Origin of the sequence: Streptomyces phaeoluteigriseus, assembly GCF_001896135.2 — a bacterium.
GTDB lineage: Bacteria > Actinomycetota > Actinomycetes > Streptomycetales > Streptomycetaceae > Streptomyces > Streptomyces phaeoluteigriseus.
On sequence record NZ_MPOH02000009.1, the window covers coordinates 277,725 to 297,023 of the forward strand.

The 19,299-nt window shown below is 70.8% G+C and carries 13 protein-coding genes and 2 pseudogenes; 3 read left to right on the forward strand and 12 right to left on the reverse strand.

Going from position 1 to position 19,299, the window contains the following annotated elements:
• Nucleotides 1–312: 312 nt before the first annotated feature.
• The 3 genes from BM536_RS09005 to BM536_RS09015 form a co-directional block, all read right to left on the reverse strand.
• Nucleotides 313–1,218: an ADP-ribosylglycohydrolase family protein gene (locus BM536_RS09005; protein ID WP_073491624.1), complete on the reverse strand. Its 906-nt coding sequence runs from the start codon at nt 1,216–1,218 to the stop codon at nt 313–315.
• Entirely contained in the window at nt 1,208–1,888 is a 681-nt protein-coding gene (locus BM536_RS09010) for a histidine phosphatase family protein (protein ID WP_073491625.1), read from the reverse strand. Before BM536_RS09010 ends, BM536_RS09005 begins: the two co-directional genes overlap by 11 nt.
• A 121-nt stretch (nt 1,889–2,009) precedes the next feature.
• Nucleotides 2,010–2,615 (reverse strand): YdbC family protein, encoded by a 606-nt coding sequence (locus tag BM536_RS09015; protein WP_073491626.1) that lies wholly within the window; start codon nt 2,613–2,615, stop codon nt 2,010–2,012.
• Nucleotides 2,616–2,764: 149 nt separating this feature from the next.
• Between BM536_RS09015 and BM536_RS09020 the strand changes: the two are divergent.
• Nucleotides 2,765–3,304 (forward strand): annotated as a pseudogene (locus tag BM536_RS09020) (TerD family protein); the annotation flags it as partial.
• Here BM536_RS09020 and BM536_RS09025 read toward each other — a convergent pair.
• From BM536_RS09025 to nrdR, 4 genes are all read right to left on the reverse strand, one after another.
• Nucleotides 3,279–3,866: a hypothetical protein gene (locus BM536_RS09025; protein WP_073491628.1), complete on the reverse strand. Its 588-nt coding sequence runs from the start codon at nt 3,864–3,866 to the stop codon at nt 3,279–3,281. The pseudogene BM536_RS09020 and the gene BM536_RS09025 sit on opposite strands and share 26 nt — an antisense overlap.
• Before the next feature lie 114 nt (nt 3,867–3,980).
• Nucleotides 3,981–4,106, reverse strand: a complete 126-nt coding sequence (locus BM536_RS43945; protein ID WP_281258553.1) for a hypothetical protein — start codon at nt 4,104–4,106, stop codon at nt 3,981–3,983.
• A 563-nt stretch (nt 4,107–4,669) separates the two neighbouring features.
• The gene (locus tag BM536_RS09030; RefSeq protein WP_073491629.1) at nt 4,670–7,564 is read right to left on the reverse strand and encodes a vitamin B12-dependent ribonucleotide reductase; all 2,895 of its coding nucleotides are present in this window, start codon (nt 7,562–7,564) and stop codon (nt 4,670–4,672) included.
• A 163-nt stretch (nt 7,565–7,727) separates the two neighbouring features.
• Complete coding sequence (nrdR, locus tag BM536_RS09035) at nt 7,728–8,330, reverse strand: transcriptional regulator NrdR (RefSeq protein ID WP_073491630.1); 603 nt, start codon at nt 8,328–8,330, stop codon at nt 7,728–7,730.
• Between the two features lie 606 nt (nt 8,331–8,936).
• Here nrdR and lexA point away from each other — a divergent pair.
• Complete coding sequence (gene lexA / locus BM536_RS09040; RefSeq protein ID WP_073491631.1) at nt 8,937–9,716, forward strand: transcriptional repressor LexA; 780 nt, start codon at nt 8,937–8,939, stop codon at nt 9,714–9,716.
• Nucleotides 9,717–9,855: 139 nt separating this feature from the next.
• Here lexA and BM536_RS09045 read toward each other — a convergent pair whose 3' ends face one another.
• The 4 genes and pseudogenes from BM536_RS09045 to BM536_RS09060 form a co-directional block, all read right to left on the reverse strand.
• On the reverse strand, nt 9,856–11,829 hold the full coding sequence (locus BM536_RS09045) for an ATP-dependent DNA helicase (RefSeq protein WP_073491632.1): 1,974 nt from the start codon (nt 11,827–11,829) through the stop codon (nt 9,856–9,858).
• A gap of 183 nt (nt 11,830–12,012) precedes the next feature.
• Nucleotides 12,013–12,705 carry a GNAT family N-acetyltransferase gene (locus BM536_RS09050; protein WP_094102782.1) on the reverse strand — a complete coding sequence of 231 codons (693 nt, stop codon included), beginning with the start codon at nt 12,703–12,705 and terminating at the stop codon, nt 12,013–12,015.
• 28 nt (nt 12,706–12,733) lie between these two features.
• Nucleotides 12,734–14,607, reverse strand: a pseudogene (locus BM536_RS09055) (IucA/IucC family protein).
• Complete coding sequence (locus tag BM536_RS09060) at nt 14,604–16,088, reverse strand: diaminobutyrate--2-oxoglutarate transaminase family protein (RefSeq protein WP_073491633.1); 1,485 nt, start codon at nt 16,086–16,088, stop codon at nt 14,604–14,606. Before BM536_RS09060 ends, BM536_RS09055 begins: the two are co-directional and overlap by 4 nt.
• 374 nt (nt 16,089–16,462) lie before the next feature.
• Between BM536_RS09060 and BM536_RS09065 the strand changes: the two genes are divergently transcribed.
• Nucleotides 16,463–17,686, forward strand: coding sequence for a trypsin-like serine peptidase (locus tag BM536_RS09065; RefSeq protein WP_094102783.1), 1,224 nt, complete (start codon nt 16,463–16,465; stop codon nt 17,684–17,686).
• 22 nt (nt 17,687–17,708) lie between these two features.
• On the opposite strand, the gene hflX is transcribed toward BM536_RS09065, so the two are convergent.
• On the reverse strand, nt 17,709–19,202 hold the full coding sequence (hflX, locus tag BM536_RS09070; RefSeq protein WP_073491634.1) for a GTPase HflX: 1,494 nt from the start codon (nt 19,200–19,202) through the stop codon (nt 17,709–17,711).
• Nucleotides 19,203–19,299: the final 97 nt, after the last annotated feature.

Consider the following 19,299-nt stretch of genomic DNA (forward strand, 5'->3'; position numbering starts at 1 on the left):
CCGCCCCACCCCACCCACCCGGGCCGATGCGCACTCGCCCTGTGCCTCCCCGCCCGCCGAGCACCCCGGCCACGACCGAGGACACCAGCAGGACCACCCGGCCCACCCGGACCACCGACCTCATGACCACCGCGCACACCTCCACCACAGCCGCTCGTCCCGCCCTCCACCGCCGTGCCCGTACATGGCACAGCGGATGCCAGGACAACGCCCACCGGATCACGCAGAGTTCCCACCGAACACACAGTGTTCACATCGACGGGCTGGGAGGGGCGGGCGGCGACCACTCGGTGGGACACCGGGCGGAGCCGCTCAGACGGACGAAGGGACCCAGGCCGGGAAGGCCTCCACCCGCTCCGTCCAGGCGGCGGGAGGCCTCCCGGCCGTGCCGGAGGCGATGACGCCGCCCACGATGGCGCAGGTCGTGTCCACGTCCCCGCCGACCTGCGCGGTGGTCCAGAAGGCCTCCTCGTAGTCACCGAGGGAGCGGGCCGCGGACCAGAGCGCGAACGGGACGGTGTCATGGGCCGTCGTACGCCGTCCGCAGCCCAGGACCGCCGCCACGGTGCCGGCATCGCCGTAGTCGAGCATGTCCCGGGCCCGCCGCAGTCCCGCGGTCACGGCGCTCCTGGGGATGAGGCCGATGACGCCTTCCAGGAGGGCGTCCGCGCTGGGCGGGCCCCCCGGCGCACCGGCCAGCGCGGCTGCCGCGGCGACGGCCATGGCGCCGACCACGGCCTCCCGGTGCTGGTGCGTGGGGTAGGCGGAGATCTCCGCCTGGTGGATCGCCTGTTCGGGATCGTCGGCGTACCAGGCGCCCAGGGGGGCGATCCGCATGGCGGCACCGTTGCCCCAGGAGCCCTGGCCGTTGAACAGGGCGGCGGCGAGTTCACGCCAGTCGCCGCCCTCCCGGACGAGTCTCAGCAGCCGGTTGACGGCGGGGCCGTAACCGCGGTCGAAGTCGTGGTGCGCGGCGAAGGACTGGGCCAGGGCGTCCTGGTCGATGCGCCGGTGTGCGGCCAGGACGGCGACGACGGAACAGGCCATTTCCGTGTCGTCCGTCCACTGCCAGCGGCCGGGCGGCAGCCCGCGGTCCTTCAGCAGCGGGTAGTGCGCCGGCACGAAGAACTGCGAGCCCAGCGCGTCCCCCACCGCCAGTCCGCGCAGGGCCGCCAGGGCGCGCGCCAGGCGCCCCTCGGGGGAGGAGTCAACGGTCATCGCTCTGCCACTCTCCAGTGATCCCGTACGGCTCCGGATCCCGCCAGCGGCCGAACGGCCGGTCGAGGGCGTACTTGCCGTCGTCCCCGAGAACGAGCATCCGCATCTCGGCGTTCCCCGGATTCGACAGGGACTCGAACTCGGCGACCGTCCAGTGGAACCAGCGCATGCAGAACAGTCGCATGGCCAGCCCGTGCGTCACGATCAGCACGTTCGGCGGGTGGTCGGGAGCCTCGAAACTGCGGAACAGGCTCTCCAGGAAGCCGCCGACCCGGTCGTACACGTCCGCCCCGCTCTCGCCCTGGGCGAAGCGGTAGAAGAAGTGCCCGTACGCGTCACGGTAGGCCTTCTGGAGGCGGACGTCGTCGCGGTCCTGCCAGTTCCCCCAGTCCTGCTCGCGCAGCCGGGGTTCCTCCCGTACGCGTATGAGGTCGGGGTCGAGGTGGAACGCGCGGAGGGTCTCGTGCGTGCGCCGGTAGGGCGAGACGTACACGCTGACCCGCTCGTCGCCGAGCACCTCCCGCAACCGCTTGCCGGTCTCCTCCGCCTGTTGCCGGCCTCGCTCGGTCAGTGCCAGTGCGTGGTCGGGTTCACGCTCGTAGACGGTGTCATCAACATTGCCCGTTGACTCCCCGTGCCGGACAAGGACGATGCGCCGTGGTCTTACCATGCGAAAACACTAGATCGGGTGGCGCCCGATCGAGCACTCGTACGGCCTCCATACGGCGTAGGTCACACGAAAACCGCACACAGGAGGCGTCTCCGGGGGACATGACGTGTGGGTCCGGACATCAGACTATCCAGGTGGGTTCCAGCTCGACGATGTCGCCCGTGAGGGCGGAGACATCCGCTTCCGTCTGTGCTCGCAGGGCCAGCCGCTCTATCCGCTCGGCGCGGTACTTGCCGTGTTCGGCCTGCGAGCGCCACATCGACAGGACCAGGAACTCGTGTCCCGGCGCCTCGGCGAACATGCCGCGGATCATGCCGGGCGACCCGGCCATGGCCGGGTTCCACACCTTCTCCTGCATCAGGGTGAAGTGTTCGGCCCGTTCCGCATGGACCCTGCACAGGGCCACCCGCACCAGGTCGGAGTCGGTGAAGCGGGGTTCGAAGCCCGTCTTCACGTCGAACCGGTAGTCGAACAGCCGGACCTGGGCGTCCTTGAAGGTGCCCGCCTGGGTGGTCGCGAGCCGGTCGTGCGAACGCGCCATGAAGGAGTCGTAGAAGGCGCGGCTCTCCCAGAACGCGAAGACGTGCGCGACCGAAGGCCGTCCCCTGCTCCAGCCCCCGCCCTGTCCCCGGAATCCCGGCTCTCCCAGAAGCCCCGCCCACTTTCGCTGCCCCCGCTCGAAACCGCGGCGGTCCACCACGGTGCAGCGAATCCACTTGACCAGCACCGCGCCATGGTACGGCCAGCAGGCGTGGCGTCGGTCACTCTTGGCGGCCGGGCACCCGTGCGGGCCGCCACGCGCGCGTGGCAGGATGGACAACCGGCCCTGATGAGCGGCCAGTTCGGCGCGACAGTTGACGGGGACGGGGAGGGAAAAGACCGGTGAACGGCCTCAACAAGGGGATCCGCAAGGTCGAGATGGCTCTGAAGTGGGACCCCAGTCCGGCGGGTGAGCCGCCCACCGACCTGGACATAGTGGCCGGGACCTACCTGGCGGACGACCCACGGGGCGAGCCCGCCTACGTGGTGCACTTCGACAGTCGCTCCCCCGACGGCACCATCACGCTCAACCGCGACAGCACGGACGGCAAGGGCTTCGGCTGGGACGAGGTCATGACGATCGAACTCGACCGGCTGGACGCCCGGTACGCGCGCGTGGTGGTCGGTGTCGTCATCCAGCAGCGTCCCGCGGAGCGGACCTTCGTCAGCGTGATCAACCCGGCCTTCCGGATCCGCGAGGGCTACAACGTGCTGGCCGAGGACGACTTCGGCGGGGTGCTCGGCGCGACGGCGGCCACGGTCGCGGAGTTCGTGCGCGACCCGGCCGACGGCTGGTCGCTCCACGACGGCGTACAGGGCTACGAGGACGACCCGGCGACGTTCACGAGGATCATGGGCCGGCTGCGCCGGTCCTGAAACTCCGGTGGGCTCGGACGACGCTGGTGGAGCCGGCCCTCGGCTCCACCAGGTCATCCGGGTCGGCCGACGTGTCCGAGAAGGCCCGCAGCTCCGGATCACCCGCTACGGCGGTCGCCGGCCACGTCAGCCGTTCGTCCCCCTCGGCGAGGCCCCTCCGGGCCACCTCGCGCCACTCCCTACGGTCGACGAGGGCGAGGTAGGACGCTCGGGCCTCGTCCCAGCGCTCCTTGATTCCAGGGACCTCGTCAGTGGGAAGAGGGGTCTGCTGGACGAGGTGGTGGGCGACGGTCGCCGCGGCGAAGAAGCGCTCTGCCGTCGGCCCGAGACGCCGCAGATGCCGGACGTGCGCTTCCATCAGGGAGACCGCGTGCGGACAGCGGCGGAGGGGGGTGCCCATGCCCTCGCAGTACGTCATCACGTGCAGGATCCGCCCGGTCTGGTCCACCACTTCGGCGTCGGCCCCGGACGCCGCGACCGCCTCGTGCAGCGCCGTCACCCGCGCGACGGTGTCGGCGAAGTAGCTGTTGAGGAAGTCGCCGTCCAGGGCTCGGCGCAGCAACCAGGGCCGGACAGCCGGGTGGTCATCGACATGTCGGCAGAGTGCGTCCACCGCATGGACCCGGCCCCAGGCCGTCACGCGGTCCGCCAGCCAGATCAGCGCGTCGACTCCGCCCTACAGACGGTCGAGAGCCCGCACCGCGAGAGGGCCGAAACCGTTGGACAGCAGGACGACGGTCTGGATCCGGGGGACGTCGTCCGATGTCGCGACCTCGGCGAGCACGGCCAGGCCGACGGCCACAACAGCGGCATCGGTCCCGTACCGGACCAGCCATCCGCCCGTCTCCCGAGCCCTTGGCTCCGGCGCTCTCCGGACCGCCTGGGCGACACGCTCGTCGTGCCGGAAGGGCACAGGACGGGGCTGAAGGCGGCGGGCCAGTGCGAGCGGCGTCGCGCTCGGGTCCGCGAAGTGCTCGTCGAGGATCCTGGCCGCTTCGCTTCCGTCGATCCTGTGGTCCGGCGGATGTCCCTGCCGACGCCGACGTCTCGCCGGAGCGTCCGGACAGGGCTCCCCGCTCCGCGGAAGGGGTTCGTGCGGGGTGAGGCGGTGCAGCCGCAGCGCGTGCTCGTACAGGGTGCGCGGGTGCTCGGCTTCCCGGGCGGTGGGGTCCCGATTATCGCGCTCACCGGCGGGAGAACGGCTCGATTCTGTTGATCATGCTCCGCAGCCTGCCACCCGAACATCCGCTCGACAAGCCCCGTGCGGAAGGGTGCCCGCCTCCCCGAACGCAGAGGGCGGTGGCGCCGGAAACCGGCTCCACCGCCCTGTGCCAGGTCATTCACCCCTGGCTGGTCCTACTGGGGTCAGCTGCAACCGCTGGTCGAGCCGCAGCCCTCGCAGATGTAGCAGGAACCGGCGCGCTGCATCTTCGTGCCGCAGGAGAAGCACAGCGGGGCGTCGGCCTGGATGCCCAACTGCATCTCCACCAGCTCGGCGCTGGTGTGGGCCTGCATCGGGGCGGGCTTGGCCGCCTCGACCTCGGCCTTCGGCGTGGCGACGGCCTTCAGGTCCGTCGGGCGCGGGGCCGACTGGGCCATGCCCTCCACGTCGACGTCCTCGTCGGACGGCTCGTACGAACCGGTCTCCAGGTGACGCTGACGCTCCTCGGCGGAGTGGATGCCGAGCGCGGAGCGCGTCTCGAAGGGCAGGAAGTCGAGCGCCAGGCGGCGGAAGATGTAGTCGACGATCGACTGCGCCATCCGCACGTCCGGGTCGTCCGTCATACCGGCCGGCTCGAAGCGCATGTTGGTGAACTTCGAGACGTACGTCTCCAGCGGCACGCCGTACTGGAGGCCGACGGAGACCGCGATGGAGAAGGCGTCCATCATGCCCGCGAGCGTGGAGCCCTGCTTGGACATCTTCAGGAAGACCTCGCCGAGACCGTCGTCCGGGTAGGAATTGGCGGTCATGTAGCCCTCGGCGCCACCGACGGTGAACGACGTGGTGATGCCGGGACGGCCCTTGGGGAGACGCTTGCGGACCGGGCGGTACTCGACCACCTTCTCGACCGCGGTGCGGATCGTGTCCTCGGCCTTCTCGGTGATCTCGACCTTCTCCTTCTCCTTGGTCTTCGCGGAGAGGGGCTGGCCGACCTTGCAGTTGTCGCGGTAGATCGCGAGCGCCTTGACGCCGAGCTTCCAGGCCTCGAAGTAGATCTCCTCGACCTCCTCGACGGTCGCCGTCTCCGGCATGTTGACCGTCTTGGAGATGGCGCCGGAGATCCACGGCTGGATCGCGGCCATCATGCGGACATGGCCCATCGGCGAGATGGCGCGCTCGCCCATGGCGCAGTCGAACACCTCGTAGTGCTCCTGCTTGAGACCGGGGGCGTCGATCACATTGCCGTTGTCGGCGATGTGGGCGACGATCGCCTCGATCTGCTCCTCCTGGTAGCCCATGCGGCGCAGGGCCTGCGGGACGGTGCCGTTGACGATCTGCATCGAGCCGCCGCCGACGAGCTTCTTGAACTTGACCAGGGCGAGGTCGGGCTCGACGCCGGTGGTGTCGCAGGACATCGCCAGACCGATGGTGCCGGTCGGGGCGAGCACGGACGCCTGGGAGTTACGGAAACCGTTCTTCGCGCCGAGGCGCAGCACGTCCTGCCAGGCCTCCGTGGCGGCGGCCCAGACGGGGCTGTCCAGGTCGTCGATGCCGACGGCCTTCTGGTTGGCGTCGGAGTGCTGCTTCATGACGCGGTTGTGGGCGTCGGCGTTGCGGGCGTAGCCGTCGTACGGACCGACGACCTCGGCCAGCTCGGAGGAACGGCGGTAGGCCGTGCCCGTCATCAGGGAGGTGATGGCGCCGGCCAGCGAGCGGCCGCCGTCCGAGTCGTACGCGTGGCCGGTCGCCATCAGCAGGGCGCCGAGGTTGGCGTAGCCGATGCCGAGCTGGCGGAACGCGCGCGTGTTCTCGCCGATCTTCTGGGTCGGGAAGTCCGCGAAGCAGATGGAGATGTCCATCGCGGTGATGACCAGCTCGACGACCTTCTGGAAACGGTCGGCCTCGAAGGACTGGTGGCCCTTGCCGTCGTCCTTCAGGAACTTCATCAGGTTCAGCGAGGCGAGGTTGCAGGACGTGTTGTCCAGGTGCATGTACTCGCTGCACGGGTTCGACGCGGTGATCCGGCCGGACTCGGGGCAGGTGTGCCAGGTGTTGATCGTGTCGTCGTACTGGATACCCGGGTCGGCGCAGGCCCAGGCGGCTTCGGCGATCTTGCGGAAGAGCGACTTGGCGTCGACCTCCTCGATCACGTCACCGGTCATCCGCGCACGCAGGCCGAACTTGCCGCCCTGCTCGACGGCCGTCATGAACTCGTCGTTCACGCGGACCGAGTTGTTGGCGTTCTGGTACTGGACGGACGTGATGTCGTCGCCGCCCAGGTCCATGTCGTAGCCCGCGTCGCGCAGGACGCGGATCTTCTCCTCCTCCTTCACCTTGGTCTCGATGAAGTCCTCGATGTCGGGGTGATCCACGTCGAGAACGACCATCTTGGCGGCGCGGCGGGTGGCACCACCGGACTTGATGGTGCCGGCGGAGGCGTCGGCGCCGCGCATGAAGGAGACCGGGCCGGAGGCGTTGCCGCCGGAGGAGAGCAGCTCCTTGGAGGAGCGGATGCGGGAGAGGTTCAGGCCGGCACCGGAGCCGCCCTTGAAGATCATGCCCTCTTCCTTGTACCAGTCGAGGATCGACTCCATGGAGTCGTCGACGGCCAGGATGAAGCAGGCGGAGACCTGCTGGGGCTGCGGGGTGCCCACGTTGAACCAGACGGGGCTGTTGAAGCTGAAGATCTGGTGCAGGAGGGCGTACGCCAGCTCGTGCTCGAAGATCTCGGCGTCGGCGGGCGACGGGAAGTACTTGTGGTCCTCGCCGGCCTTCCGGTACGTCTTCACGATGCGGTCGATCAGCTGCCTGAGGCTGACCTCGCGCTGCGGGGTGCCGACGGCACCTCGGAAGTACTTGCTGGTGACGATGTTGACCGCGTTCACCGACCAGAAGTCGGGGAACTCGACGCCACGCTGCTCGAAGTTGACCGAGCCGTCGCGCCAGTTGGTCATGACGACGTCACGGCGCTCCCAGGCCACCTCGTCATACGGGTGCACGCCGGGGGTCGTGTGGATGCGCTCGATACGCAGGCCCTTGGTCGCCTTGGCGCCCTTGGCTCGGGAACCCCGTGCCGGACCGCTCGCCGTCTCTGTCATGCCGCCTCCCTGTACGGGCGAAAACGCCCATAAATGCCACGTTGTTCCTGTGACACGGTGTTCTGTCTTGTGCTGCGGGCACCACGCGCTACGCCCGCAACAGGTCTTGGTCCGCCGCCGCCCGGCCGGACCCGGAGCTGCCGTTCCGGTTCCGGCCCGCCGGTCAGTCGGCGGAGTGGGCGGGCTCGGGAACCTGAACGGTTCCTCCGCGCCCGCCGTCGTCTTCCCGGCCCCCCGCGACAGCGGCTTCAGCACCGTCAGTGCCGTCAGCGCCGTCTGTGCCGTCGGCGTGTTCGCGGTCTTCGTCGTCCGCGGCGGGGTGCCCCGTCTCCCTGAGTTCCGCGATGGCGGCCTCGAAGTCGTCGAGCGAGTCGAATGCCCGGTAGACGGAGGCGAATCGCAGATAGGCGACGAGGTCCAGCTCCTGCAACGGGCCGAGTATGGCCAGCCCCACGTCGTGGGTGGTCAGCTCGGCACTCCCGGTGGCCCGCACCGCCTCCTCGACCCGCTGGCCGAGCTGGGCGAGCGCGTCCTCGGTGACAGGCCGTCCCTGGCATGCCTTGCGGACGCCATTGATGACCTTGGTGCGACTGAAAGGCTCGGTGACCCCGGACCGCTTGACCACCATGAGCGAGCACGTCTCCACGGTCGTGAAACGACGGGAGCAGTCAGGGCACTGGCGGCGCCTGCGGATCGACGTGCCGTCGTCGGTCGTACGACTGTCGACGACGCGGCTGTCGGGGTGCCTGCAGAAGGGGCAGTGCATGATCCATCCCTCCTCGCAGCAGACTCAATGGCCTCGCCGGGCCTCACGGGCCCCTCGAAGCAGCCCCCAGCATAGGCGATCCTCGAGGGTGCGAAGTCCCGGGGGACCACAACTTGTGGGCTGCTGGTGATATCCAACCACTAGATGTGGTGCCTGACTCATTCACCCAGGCTGTGTCGCGTGTCGCGTCGACGGCCTTCACACGCAGCGGTCCCACGGTCACAGCGAGCACCCGGAAACCGCCCTGCGCGACCCGCCCCGCGCGACACGACGCACGCGCGCGTACGGCCATATCGCCGGGCGTCGCGCAGGGATACGGTGAGCGCCAGGAGGAGGAGAGGTGGGACTCTCGCGCAGAGCCGGGCCCGGTTCCCGGATCACGGGAGTGCGGATGGCAGACTGGGGTCACACCTCACCAGGCCATCGGCCCCGGTGGCGAAGGGTACGACAAGCAGCCCTTCCGCCCGGCGGGCAACGCGTCAGCCATACACCCAGACACATGATCAAGTCAGGCTATCTGCGCTTTTTCACTCGAACGTGTGTTTGGCGCAACCTTTCGAAAGCAACTACCGTTGTCCAGCAGGGAGACAACCGAGAGGGGCCGACGTGACCACCACCGCAGACAGTGCCACCATCACTGCCCAGGACCGCTCCCAGGGCCGACTCGAGCCGGTGCATGCGATGAACGAAACCACGAACCCGGAGGGGCACAAGCGCTCCCTGCCGGGCCGACCTCCAGGCATCCGGGCGGACAGCTCGGGCCTCACCGACCGGCAGCGTCGGGTGATCGAGGTCATCCGGGACTCCGTGCAGCGGCGCGGGTACCCGCCATCGATGCGCGAGATCGGCCAGGCCGTCGGTCTGTCCAGCACCTCATCCGTCGCACACCAGCTGATGGCACTGGAGCGCAAGGGCTTCCTGCGCCGCGACCCGCACCGCCCCCGCGCCTACGAGGTGCGCGGGTCCGACCAGTCCGCGGCCGTCCAGCCCACGGACACCGCCGGCAAGCCCGCCGCGTCGTACGTCCCGCTGGTCGGCCGCATCGCCGCCGGTGGCCCGATCCTCGCCGAGGAGTCGGTCGAGGACGTCTTCCCCCTCCCCCGGCAGCTCGTCGGCGACGGTGAGCTGTTCGTGCTGAAGGTCGTCGGTGACTCGATGATCGAGGCCGCGATCTGCGACGGCGACTGGGTCACCGTCCGCCGCCAGCCGGTCGCGGAGAACGGCGACATCGTGGCCGCCATGCTGGAGGGCGAGGCCACCGTCAAGCGTTTCAAGCGCGAGGACGGCCATGTCTGGCTCCTCCCGCACAATGCCGCGTACGAGCCGATCCCCGGCGATGACGCGACCATCCTCGGCAAGGTGGTGGCCGTACTGCGCCGCGTCTGAGCGCGGCGGCGGACGGGTCTCCTCGACCGCCCCCTGACTGGGCCCCGGGATCCCTGCGCCGGTTCCGGGGCCCTGTGCTGTCCCGCAACCGGTCACATGGTCAAGAGGGTGTGTCCCCCGCGGGGACACACCCTCTCCGCTATTCCTCCGCCTGCTTCGCCGCCGCGTCGATCGCCGCCAGCGACCTGCGGACCTGGTTCGGGTCCGTCGTGAACCAGAAGTCGGGCATCGAGGCCTTCAGATAGCTGCCGTAGCGGGCCGTCGCCAGCCGCTGGTCCAGTACCGCGACGACACCGCGGTCGCCCGACGCACGGACCAGGCGACCCGCTCCCTGGGCCATCAGCAGCGCGGCATGGGTGGCGGCGACCGCCATGAACCCGTTGCCACCGGCCTCCTCGACCGCCTTCTGGCGTGCACTCATCAGCGGGTCGTCCGGCCGCGGGAACGGGATCTTGTCCATGACCACCAGCTGACAGCTGGGCCCGGGCACGTCGACGCCCTGCCAGAGCGACAGCGTGCCGAAGAGGCAGGTCTTCGGATCCGCCGCGAAGTTCTTGATCAGCTCCCCGAGCGTCTCCTCGCCCTGCAACAGGATGGGGAACTCGGGGACGCGGCCGCGCAGCTCCTCCGCGGCCAGCTGGGCGGCACGCATGGAGGAGAAGAGACCGAGGGTCCGTCCACCGGCCGCCTGGACCAGCTCGGTCAGCTCGTCCAGCATGTCCGCGCGGTCGCCGTCGCGCGCGGGGCGGGCCAGGTGTTTCGCGACGTACAGGATGCCCTGCCTGGGGTAGTCGAAGGGGGAGCCGACGTCGATGCCCTTCCACTGCGGGACGTCCTCGCCCTGGGTGCCCTCCGGGGCGAGCCCCATGGAGGCGCCCACGCCGTTGAAATCACCGCCCAGCTTCAGGGTCGCCGAGGCCAGGATCACCGAGCGGTCCGCGAACAGCTTCTCCCGCAGCAGGCCCGAGACGGACATGGGGGCGACGCGCAGGGAGGCGCCGAAGCGGTCGTGCCGCTCGTACCAGACGACGTCGTACTCGGAGCCGTTCACGAGGCGCTCCGCCACGTCGTGCACGCTCTCCACCGAGGCCAGCGCCTGCTTGCGGACCGAGTCCTCGTCCTGGACGGACTTGTCGCGGGTCGCACCGATCCCGGAGATGACCGTGCGGGCGGCGTCGCGCAGTGCCATGAGGGCGTAGCCGAGGTCCTCCGGAATCTCCTCGATGCGGCCCGGCAGGGCCAGCTCCATCAGCCGCTCGAAGCCCTCGGCGGCGGTCTGGAGCTGATCGGCGGCCTTCTCGTTGACCAGCTTCGCCGCACGGCGTACGGCTCTGTTGACCTGGCCCGCGGTCAGCTCGCCGGTGGCGACGCCGGTGACCCGCGAGACCAGCTCGTGGGCCTCGTCGACGATCAGCACCTCGTGCTGGGGGAGGACTGGCGCGCCCTCGATGGCGTCGATGGCCAGCAGAGCGTGGTTGGTGACGACGACCTCGGCCAGTTTGGCCCGCTCCCGGGCCATCTCCGCGAAGCACTCGGCGCCGTACGCGCATTTCGTGGCGCCGAGACACTCGCGTGAGGAGACCGAGATCTGCCCCCAGGCGCGGTCGGAGACGCCGGGGGTCAGGTCGTCCCGGTCGCCGTTCTCCGTCTCGTCCGCCCAGTCGCGCAGCCGCAGCAGGTCCTGGCCCAGCTTGCTGGTCGGCGCGGCCGCCTCGAACTGGTCGAAGAGGCCCTCCTCCTCGTCCTGGGGCATGCCCTCGTGCAGCCGGTGCAGACACAGATAGTTCGACCGGCCCTTGAGCATCGCGAACTCGGGACGGCGGCGCAGGAGCGGATGCAGCGCGTCGACCGTGCGCGGCAGGTCGCGCTCCACGAGCTGGCGTTGCAGCGCCAGGGTGGCGGTCGCCACGACGACACGCTCCCCCTGCGCGAGCGCGGGCACGAGGTAGCCCAGCGACTTACCGGTGCCGGTGCCGGCCTGGACCAGCAGATGGGAGCCGTCGTCGATCGCCTCCGCGACGGCTTCGGCCATGGTCACCTGGCCGGGGCGCTCGGTGCCGCCGACGGCGGCGACGGCAGCATGCAGGAGTTCAGGGAGTGAGGGCTTCGTCATAGCGCGACCACCCTACGGGGCGCCACTGACAAACGTGTGGCCACGGGGGACGGGAGGGACTCGATCAAGATGGCGGGCGTTTCGGTGAGTGGGGAGGCGCTGCCGGTATCGGTTCGGGAGTGACCGATCGGGACCGGATGCGACCGGCTGGTGGTCGGGAAGATCGGCAGGCCGGGCAGGGCGTCACAGCCATTCACGCAGGGCCCGGTCCCGGATCATGAGGGCGGCTCGCTTCGCGGGCAGATCGATCTCCGCGGAGAACCGGAAGCCGGCGGTCAGGAAGGCCGTGACGGACGGGGTGTTCCGCAGGTCGGGCTCGGCGACGACACGCACGCAGGCGGGTCGCCTGTCGAGGACGAGATCGGCGACCGCCCTGAGCAGTACGCCGCCGAGCCCGCGGCCCCGGTCGGCGACAGCTCCGAGCAACAGGTGGATGCCGGTGTCGTGCGGCCGGGCCGGGTAGGAGCGGGCCAGCGGATCGAGGTCCGCCCGGTAGATCTCCCAGTAGCTCATCGGGGTGCCCTCCAGGACGCCGAGGCACGGGACGCTGCGGCCGTCGCCGGCGAGCTGGCGGCGCAGGTGCGCCGCGGTCACGGTCTCGGGACCGGCCAGGTCCCAGAAGGCCGCGACCGCGGGGTCGTTCATCCACCGGGAGATGCGGGGCAGGTCCCGCCCGATCCGGACGGGGAGGAGATGGAAGGCACCGGCGGGGGTGGCTGCCCGCCCCCAGCCGCCGACGCCGTCGAGAAGGTCTCCGGGGACCACGGAACCCCTCGTGTCCGTCGCGGTCCTGGACCCGGGCGCCGTTCCTGGCGAGGGGAGGAAGTCGCCGGGCGGACGCAGTGCCGGCGTGACCTCGGCGTCGGCGGACGGCACGGTTCGGCTCCTCTCGGGACGCGATGGTTCAGCGGTGCAGGGGGTTGGCGATGGTGACGTAGACGGACTGGGTGTCGACCGGGCCGACGAGTTCGTCGAGGCCCTGGAGGCGGGTGAGCAGATTGGCCTTGCAGCGCAGGACGGGTGAGTCGAGCAGCCGGGCGGGCAGGGAGCTTCGGGGCCGGCCGGGGCCGGTGCGAGAGGTGGCGTCGGCGAGGAAGCGTCGGCAGGCGGCGAGCAGGACCTGCTCGTCGGCGAGACGCTGGGAGCCGAGGGCGCCGACGAGTCCCAGCACGTTGTTGATGCCGAGGTAGTAGGCGAAGCGCTCGTCGGTGACCTCGTCCGGGACGAAGGTGTCGGCCGTCTCGCCGACGCCGGGCAGCCGGGCGTCCAGTTCCGCCCGGTGGGACTCGCGGAAGTAGTAGCCCTGGTTGTCCCGGTAGCGGCCGCCGCTGGGCCAGCCTTCGGGGTCCAGGAGGACCAGGGTGTTCTGCTGGTGCGCCTCCAGCGCGATGCCGGCCTCACCGTCGAGCCACAGCACGGGGCGTACGACCTGCTCCAGGTAGCGCAGGAACCACTCGGCTGCCACGGCCTCCCGCGGCCGGCCCGTGACGGTGGCGAGACGTGTGACGAGCGCGGCGAGCCGGGAGGGCGCGGAGCCGCCGCCCTGCGTCCGACACGGGTCGGGGCGAGGTGCGACGAGTGCGGCGACGCAGGAGACGTCGTCGGCGGGAGCGAACGGGTTGTGGCGGATCATCACGTCCAGGCCGGTCACCGGACGGCCGTCGGGCCCGTCCACGGCGAGCCAGGCCGGGTCCCGGACGATGTCGAAAGCCGGGTGGGCCGCCCGCCACCGCTCCCCGAGGCCGGTGCGGAGCAGGCGGTGGACGTCGACGCCGCGGTGCAGTTCCTTGCGGAGGTTCTCGCGGCGGGAGTTGGTGATGCGCAGCCCCAGCGAGAGCTTGAGCATCGCCGGTGCCCCGGAGCGGTGAAGGGTGCGCACGGACGAGGTGGGATGCCACGGGAGGCCGTTCGGGCCGAGGTCTCGGAGCAGACCGGCGTCGAGCAGGGCCGCCACCTCGGGACGGTGACGGGTCTCGCGCAGTTGCCAGGGGTGCACGGGCAGGGCCGCGTACCCCTCGGGCAGCGGCAGCCGGGTGCCGGCGAGCCGGGCCGTCAGCACCTTGGCGGGGACGGGACGCCTCGCTCGGTCCAGGCGGAGTCGGCGGCGAGCGCCGTGGGAGCGACGGCCAGCCAGTGGAGGGGGAAGGAGCCGTGCGACTCGGGTGAGTACAGCCGGGCTTCGGAGTCGGTGAGACCTTCGCGGCTCTTGGGGGTCGGATGGAGGGGATGCCCGAGCGTCAGAGCCTGCTCGGCGGAGCGGAAGAGGTCGGTCCGGTCTGTGGGGCCCTCGCGGTAGGCGCTGATGAAGGTGGCCGTGCGGCGGACGGAGTCGGCGACACGGGCGACCAGGTCGACGCCTTCGGCCACACCCGTGGGGACGGGAGTCTCGACGCGGAGGGCCCCGCCGGGCGTGGCCACGGGCCTGGGCGTCTCGCGGCTCAGCAGCGTGGCGACCATGACCGCGTCCGCGGGCGCGCAGTGCGCCGGAGCGTCGGCCGGGCGGGGCGGACCGAAGCGGTGCCATCCGGTGGGCGACCAGTAGCGGACGGGGACGAGGAGCGCGGTGCCGGTGGCGGGCAGCGGGATCCGCAGGACGTCACCGCCGGGGGCGGGCAGGCCGGTCTCGCGGACCCAGCAGCGCAGCAGGCTCTCCACGGCCGCCGCCTGGGCCGCCTGGTGCGGGTCGGGGTGATGCAGGGGGTCGGCCGCGTCGCCCTCCCGCCGCCGGGGGGCCGGGAGAACGGACGTGGAGGACGAGGACGGAGGTGGGGTGTTCAAGGTCGTTCCTTTGCTCGCGCGCGGGCCACGGCCTGCACCGCGTCCGACAACCGGTCGAGTACGGCCGCGGTCTGTTCGTCGGTGATCGTGAGGGGCGGCAGCAGGCGTACGACGCCGGCGTGGCGTCCGCCGAGCGCGACGATCAGGCCCCGGCTCAGGCACTCCCGCTGGACGGCGGCGGCCAGTTCGAAGGACGCGGGACGCGTCGCACCGGCACCATGTCCGCCCCACTTCTCCTCGGCCTCCCCCTCCGGGTCGACCATCTCCACCCCGATCATCAGGCCGCGCCCGCGCACCTCCCCGACGCACGGGAACTCAGCCGACAGGCGGCGCAGTTCGCGCAGGATGCGGTCGCCGAGGGTCGCCGCACGTCCGGCGAGGCCGTTGGCGCGGACGTGGGCGAGGGTGGCCGTACCGGCGGCCATGGCGAGTTGGTTGCCGCGGAACGTGCCCGCGTGGGCGCCCGGTTCGCAGACGTCGAGGTCGTCCCGGTAGACGATCACGGCGAGGGGCAGGCTGCCGCCGATGGCCTTGGAGAGGACCATCACATCGGGGGTGATGCCGCTGTGCTCGACCGCCCAGAAGGCGCCGGTCCGGCCGACGCCCGTCTGGACCTCGTCGGCGATCAGGGGGATCGACCGGTCGGCGGTGATCCGGCGCATTCGGCGCATCCAGGCGTCCGGCGCGGGAAGCACACCGCCCTCGCCCTGCACCGGTTCGACGATCATCCCGGCCGGTCGGCACACACCCGACCCGGGGTCGTCGAGGACCGACTCGGTCCAGCGGGCGGCGAGTTCGGCACCGCCCTCGCCGCCGACGCCGAAGGGGCAGCGGTAGTCCTGCGGGTAGGGCAGGCGGGTCGCCCGTACGTCGCAGGCGCCGCCGGAGCCTTCGGGGGATCCCGCGGTCAGGCCGTGGTCCGCGCCGGTGAAGGCCAGGACGCCGGTCCGGCCGGTGGCGGCCCGGACCAGGGTGAGCGCGGCCCTCACCGCCTCCGTGCCGGCCGGTCCGCAGAACTGCACGCGCGCGTGGTCGGCCAGCCCCGGCGGCAGGGTGTGGAACAGCTCGGTGACGAAGGCGTCCCTGACGGGCGTGGCGAGATCGAGGACCTGTAGCGGAGCCTCCGAGTCCAGGACCTTGCGGATGGCCTCCAGGACGACGGGGTGGTTGTGGCCGAGCGCGAGGGTACCGGCGCCCGAGAGGCAGTCGAGGTAACGGCGGCCGTCGGCGCCCTCGATGGTCAGGCCCCGGGCCCGCACCGGCACGATCGGCAGGGCTCGGGCGTATGTACGCGCCGCCGCTTCGCGTGCCGACTGCCTGCGCAGGATGTTCTCCTGGGCGAAGCGCCCCGCCCCCGGGGCCCTATGAGCAGAGGCCCCCTCATCGGCAGCCCTCTCATCGGAAGCGCCCCCGTCGACAGCGCCCTCATCGGCAACGTGCCCCGCGGTCGTCTCCCCCCGCACTGGTTCCGTCACGGCCACGGTTCCTGTCCTCCCGCTGTCCAGAGGCGAGTCGGTTCGCCGCGCGACCCCCCGCCGCCGGGACCGGAACCGGTGCAGCCGGGCGGAGGACGGTGGTTTCGCGCCTCGGGGGATTCGCTGGTCCGGCCCCGCACGGGCGGCCCGCCCCACGGCTACCAACCGCCGACGGTCCACCGGGTTACGGGTTGCCTCAAGATCCTTGCCGTGACGGAACCGTTGCTGTTCCGTCGGCGGTCCCCCACAGCGAACGCATATCGTGTGATGCCGTCCCACCCGGCCGTGAGACCCGCGTGAACCAGGCATGAGAAGACGCCGGGTTCCCGCGGTGGCGCGGCCACCGCTCCAAGTTCCTTGACACCACGGGGAGTCACACCATGCGATCCATACGGCCGTCGTTCTTCGCTCGGCGGGGGAGGAACGCCTCACGCAGCATCTCCCCCGCACTGGGTGCCGTCGCCCTCGCCTCGGCGCTCGCGCTCACCGCGACCGCCTGCGACTCGGGCGGCTCCGACGCGGACAGCCGGGCCAGCGCCGCCGCCTCGGCCACGGGCGACGGAAAGATCACGATCCCGGACGACATCAAGGACCGGCTCAAAGAGCACGGGATCGACCTGGACAAGTGGAAGAACGGCGCCTGGAAGAACTGGGACAGGGACGACTGGCTGCGCGAGGCGCAGGACTACGTCAACCCGATCATCGAAGGCCTGTGGGACCCGGACCGGATGCGTGACGCGGAGGACCCGAACCGCGGCGTCGACGAGAGCGACCTCGGCGACGACCAGGGCGTGACCGACCCCGAGCCGACGGCGGTGGACGCGGCGGCCGTGCCGAGCACCTATCACGCCAACGCTCCCGAGGCGGGCAAGGTGTTCTTCGACTCCCCCGAGGGCACGATGGTCTGCTCGGCGACGGTCGTGCAGGACCCGGCCAACCCCGGCAAGTCCAACATGGTGTGGACGGCCGGCCACTGCGTGCACGCCGGCAAGAAGGGCGGCTGGTACCGCAACATCGCCTTCGTGCCGTCGTACAACGACTCGGGCCTGTCGGCCGCGAAGCTGAAGACGGCCACCAAGGAAGAGGTGGCGCCGTACGGCGTCTGGTGGGGCGACTGGGCGCAGACCTCCGACCAGTGGATCGAGCAGGGCGGGCAGACCGGCGGTGACGGTGCCTCGTACGACTTCGCCGTCATCCATGTGACGCCCGAGGAGGGTGGCGCCGGCAAGTCGCTGGAGGAGACGGTCGGTTCCGCGCTGCCGGTGGACTTCGCGGCCCCGGCCGTGGCCAAGGTGGAGAGCATCACCGCGACCGGCTACCCGGCGGCGGCGCCGTACGACGGGCAGACGCTGTACCAGTGCCAGGACAAGCCCGGGCGGTTGTCGCTCAACGGCACCGACCCGACGATGTACCGCATCGGCTGCACGATGACCGGTGGTTCGTCCGGCGGTGGCTGGGTGGCCGCGGGCTCGGACGGCGAGCCGGCGCTGGTCTCCAACACCTCGATCGGCCCGGTGGACGCCGGCTGGCTCGCGGGACCGCGACTGGGCGAGGTGGCCAAGGGCGTGTACGACTCGGTGAGCGACAAGTTCGCCGGTCGGTAGAGGATTCGCGCGTGCGCGTGCGTCAGACGAGCGGCGCGGGAACGTACGGCGCGAGTTCCGCCGCCAGTTCCTCGTGCACCCGCGCCTTCAGCAGGGTGCCCTCCGCCGTGTGCTCCTCGGAGATCACCTCGCCGTCGGCATGGGCGCGCGCGACGAGCTGGCCGTGCGTGTACGGCACGAGCACCTCGACCTCGACGGACGGCCGCGGCAGCTCCGCGTCGATGAGCGCCAGCAGTTCGTCGATGCCCTGGCCGGTGCGGGCCGAGACGGCGATGGAGTACTTCTCGTTGCGCATGAGCCGCTGGAGCGTCAGCGGGTCGGCCGCGTCCGCCTTGTTGATCACGACGATCTCGGGGACACCGGTGGCGCCGACGTCCCTGATCACCTCGCGTACGGCGGCGAGCTGCTCCTCCGGGGCCGGGTGCGAGCCGTCCACCACGTGCAGGATCAGGTCGGACTCGCCGACCTCCTCCATGGTGGAGCGGAACGCCTCGACCAGGTGGTGCGGCAGGTGCCGGACGAAGCCGACGGTGTCCGCCAGCGTGTACAGCCGGCCGCTCGGGGTCTCGGCCCGGCGCACGGTCGGGTCGAGGGTCGCGAACAGGGAGTTCTCGACCAGCACGCCCGCGCCCGTGAGGCGGTTGAGCAGCGAGGACTTTCCGGCGTTGGTGTAGCCCGCAATGGCCACGGAGGGCACCTTGTGACGCTTGCGCTCCTGGCGCTTGATCTCGCGGCCGGTCTTCATCTCCGCGATCTCCCGGCGCATCTTCGCCATCTTCTCGCGGATCCGGCGCCGGTCCGTCTCGATCTTGGTCTCACCGGGACCACGGGTGGCGAGCCCGCCGCCCTTGCCGCCGCCCATCTGGCGGGACAGCGACTGACCCCAGCCTCGCAGCCTCGGCAGCATGTACTGCATCTGCGCGAGCGCGACCTGTGCCTTGCCCTCTCGGGACTTGGCGTGCTGGGCGAAGATGTCCAGGATCAGGGCCGTACGGTCGATGACCTTGACCTTGACGACGTCCTCGAGGTGGATCAGCTGGCCGGGGCTCAGTTCACCGTCGCAGATGACGGTGTCCGCGCCCGTCTCGAGGACGATGTCGCGCAGCTGGTCGGCCTTGCCGGATCCGATGTAGGTGGCCGCGTCGGGCTTGTCGCGGCGCTGGATCACGCCGTCGAGCACCAGAGCGCCCGCGGTCTCCGCGAGGGCGGCCAGCTCCGCGAGGGAGTTCTCCGAGTCCTGTGCGGTCCCCGAGGTCCAGACGCCGACGAGCACGACCCGCTCCAGGCGGAGCTGCCGGTACTCGACCTCGGTGACGTCCTCGAGTTCGGTGGAGAGGCCCGCGACGCGGCGCAGGGCCGCTCGCTCGGAACGGTCGAACTGGTCGCCGTCCCGGTCTCCGTCGGTGTCGAGGCTCCAGGCGACGTCCTCTTCCATCAGGGCATCGGCCCGAAGACCTTCGGGGTAGGCGTGCGCGAAGCGCTTGTTGTCCTGGGAAGGGGAAGAAGAGGAGGTCATTGGGTCCTTACGTCGTTGCGGATGCCGGTTCGGCGGTCATACTGCACAACGCACGAGCACCTCGGGAGATTCCCGTGTCCCGTGCCCCGCCGACCCG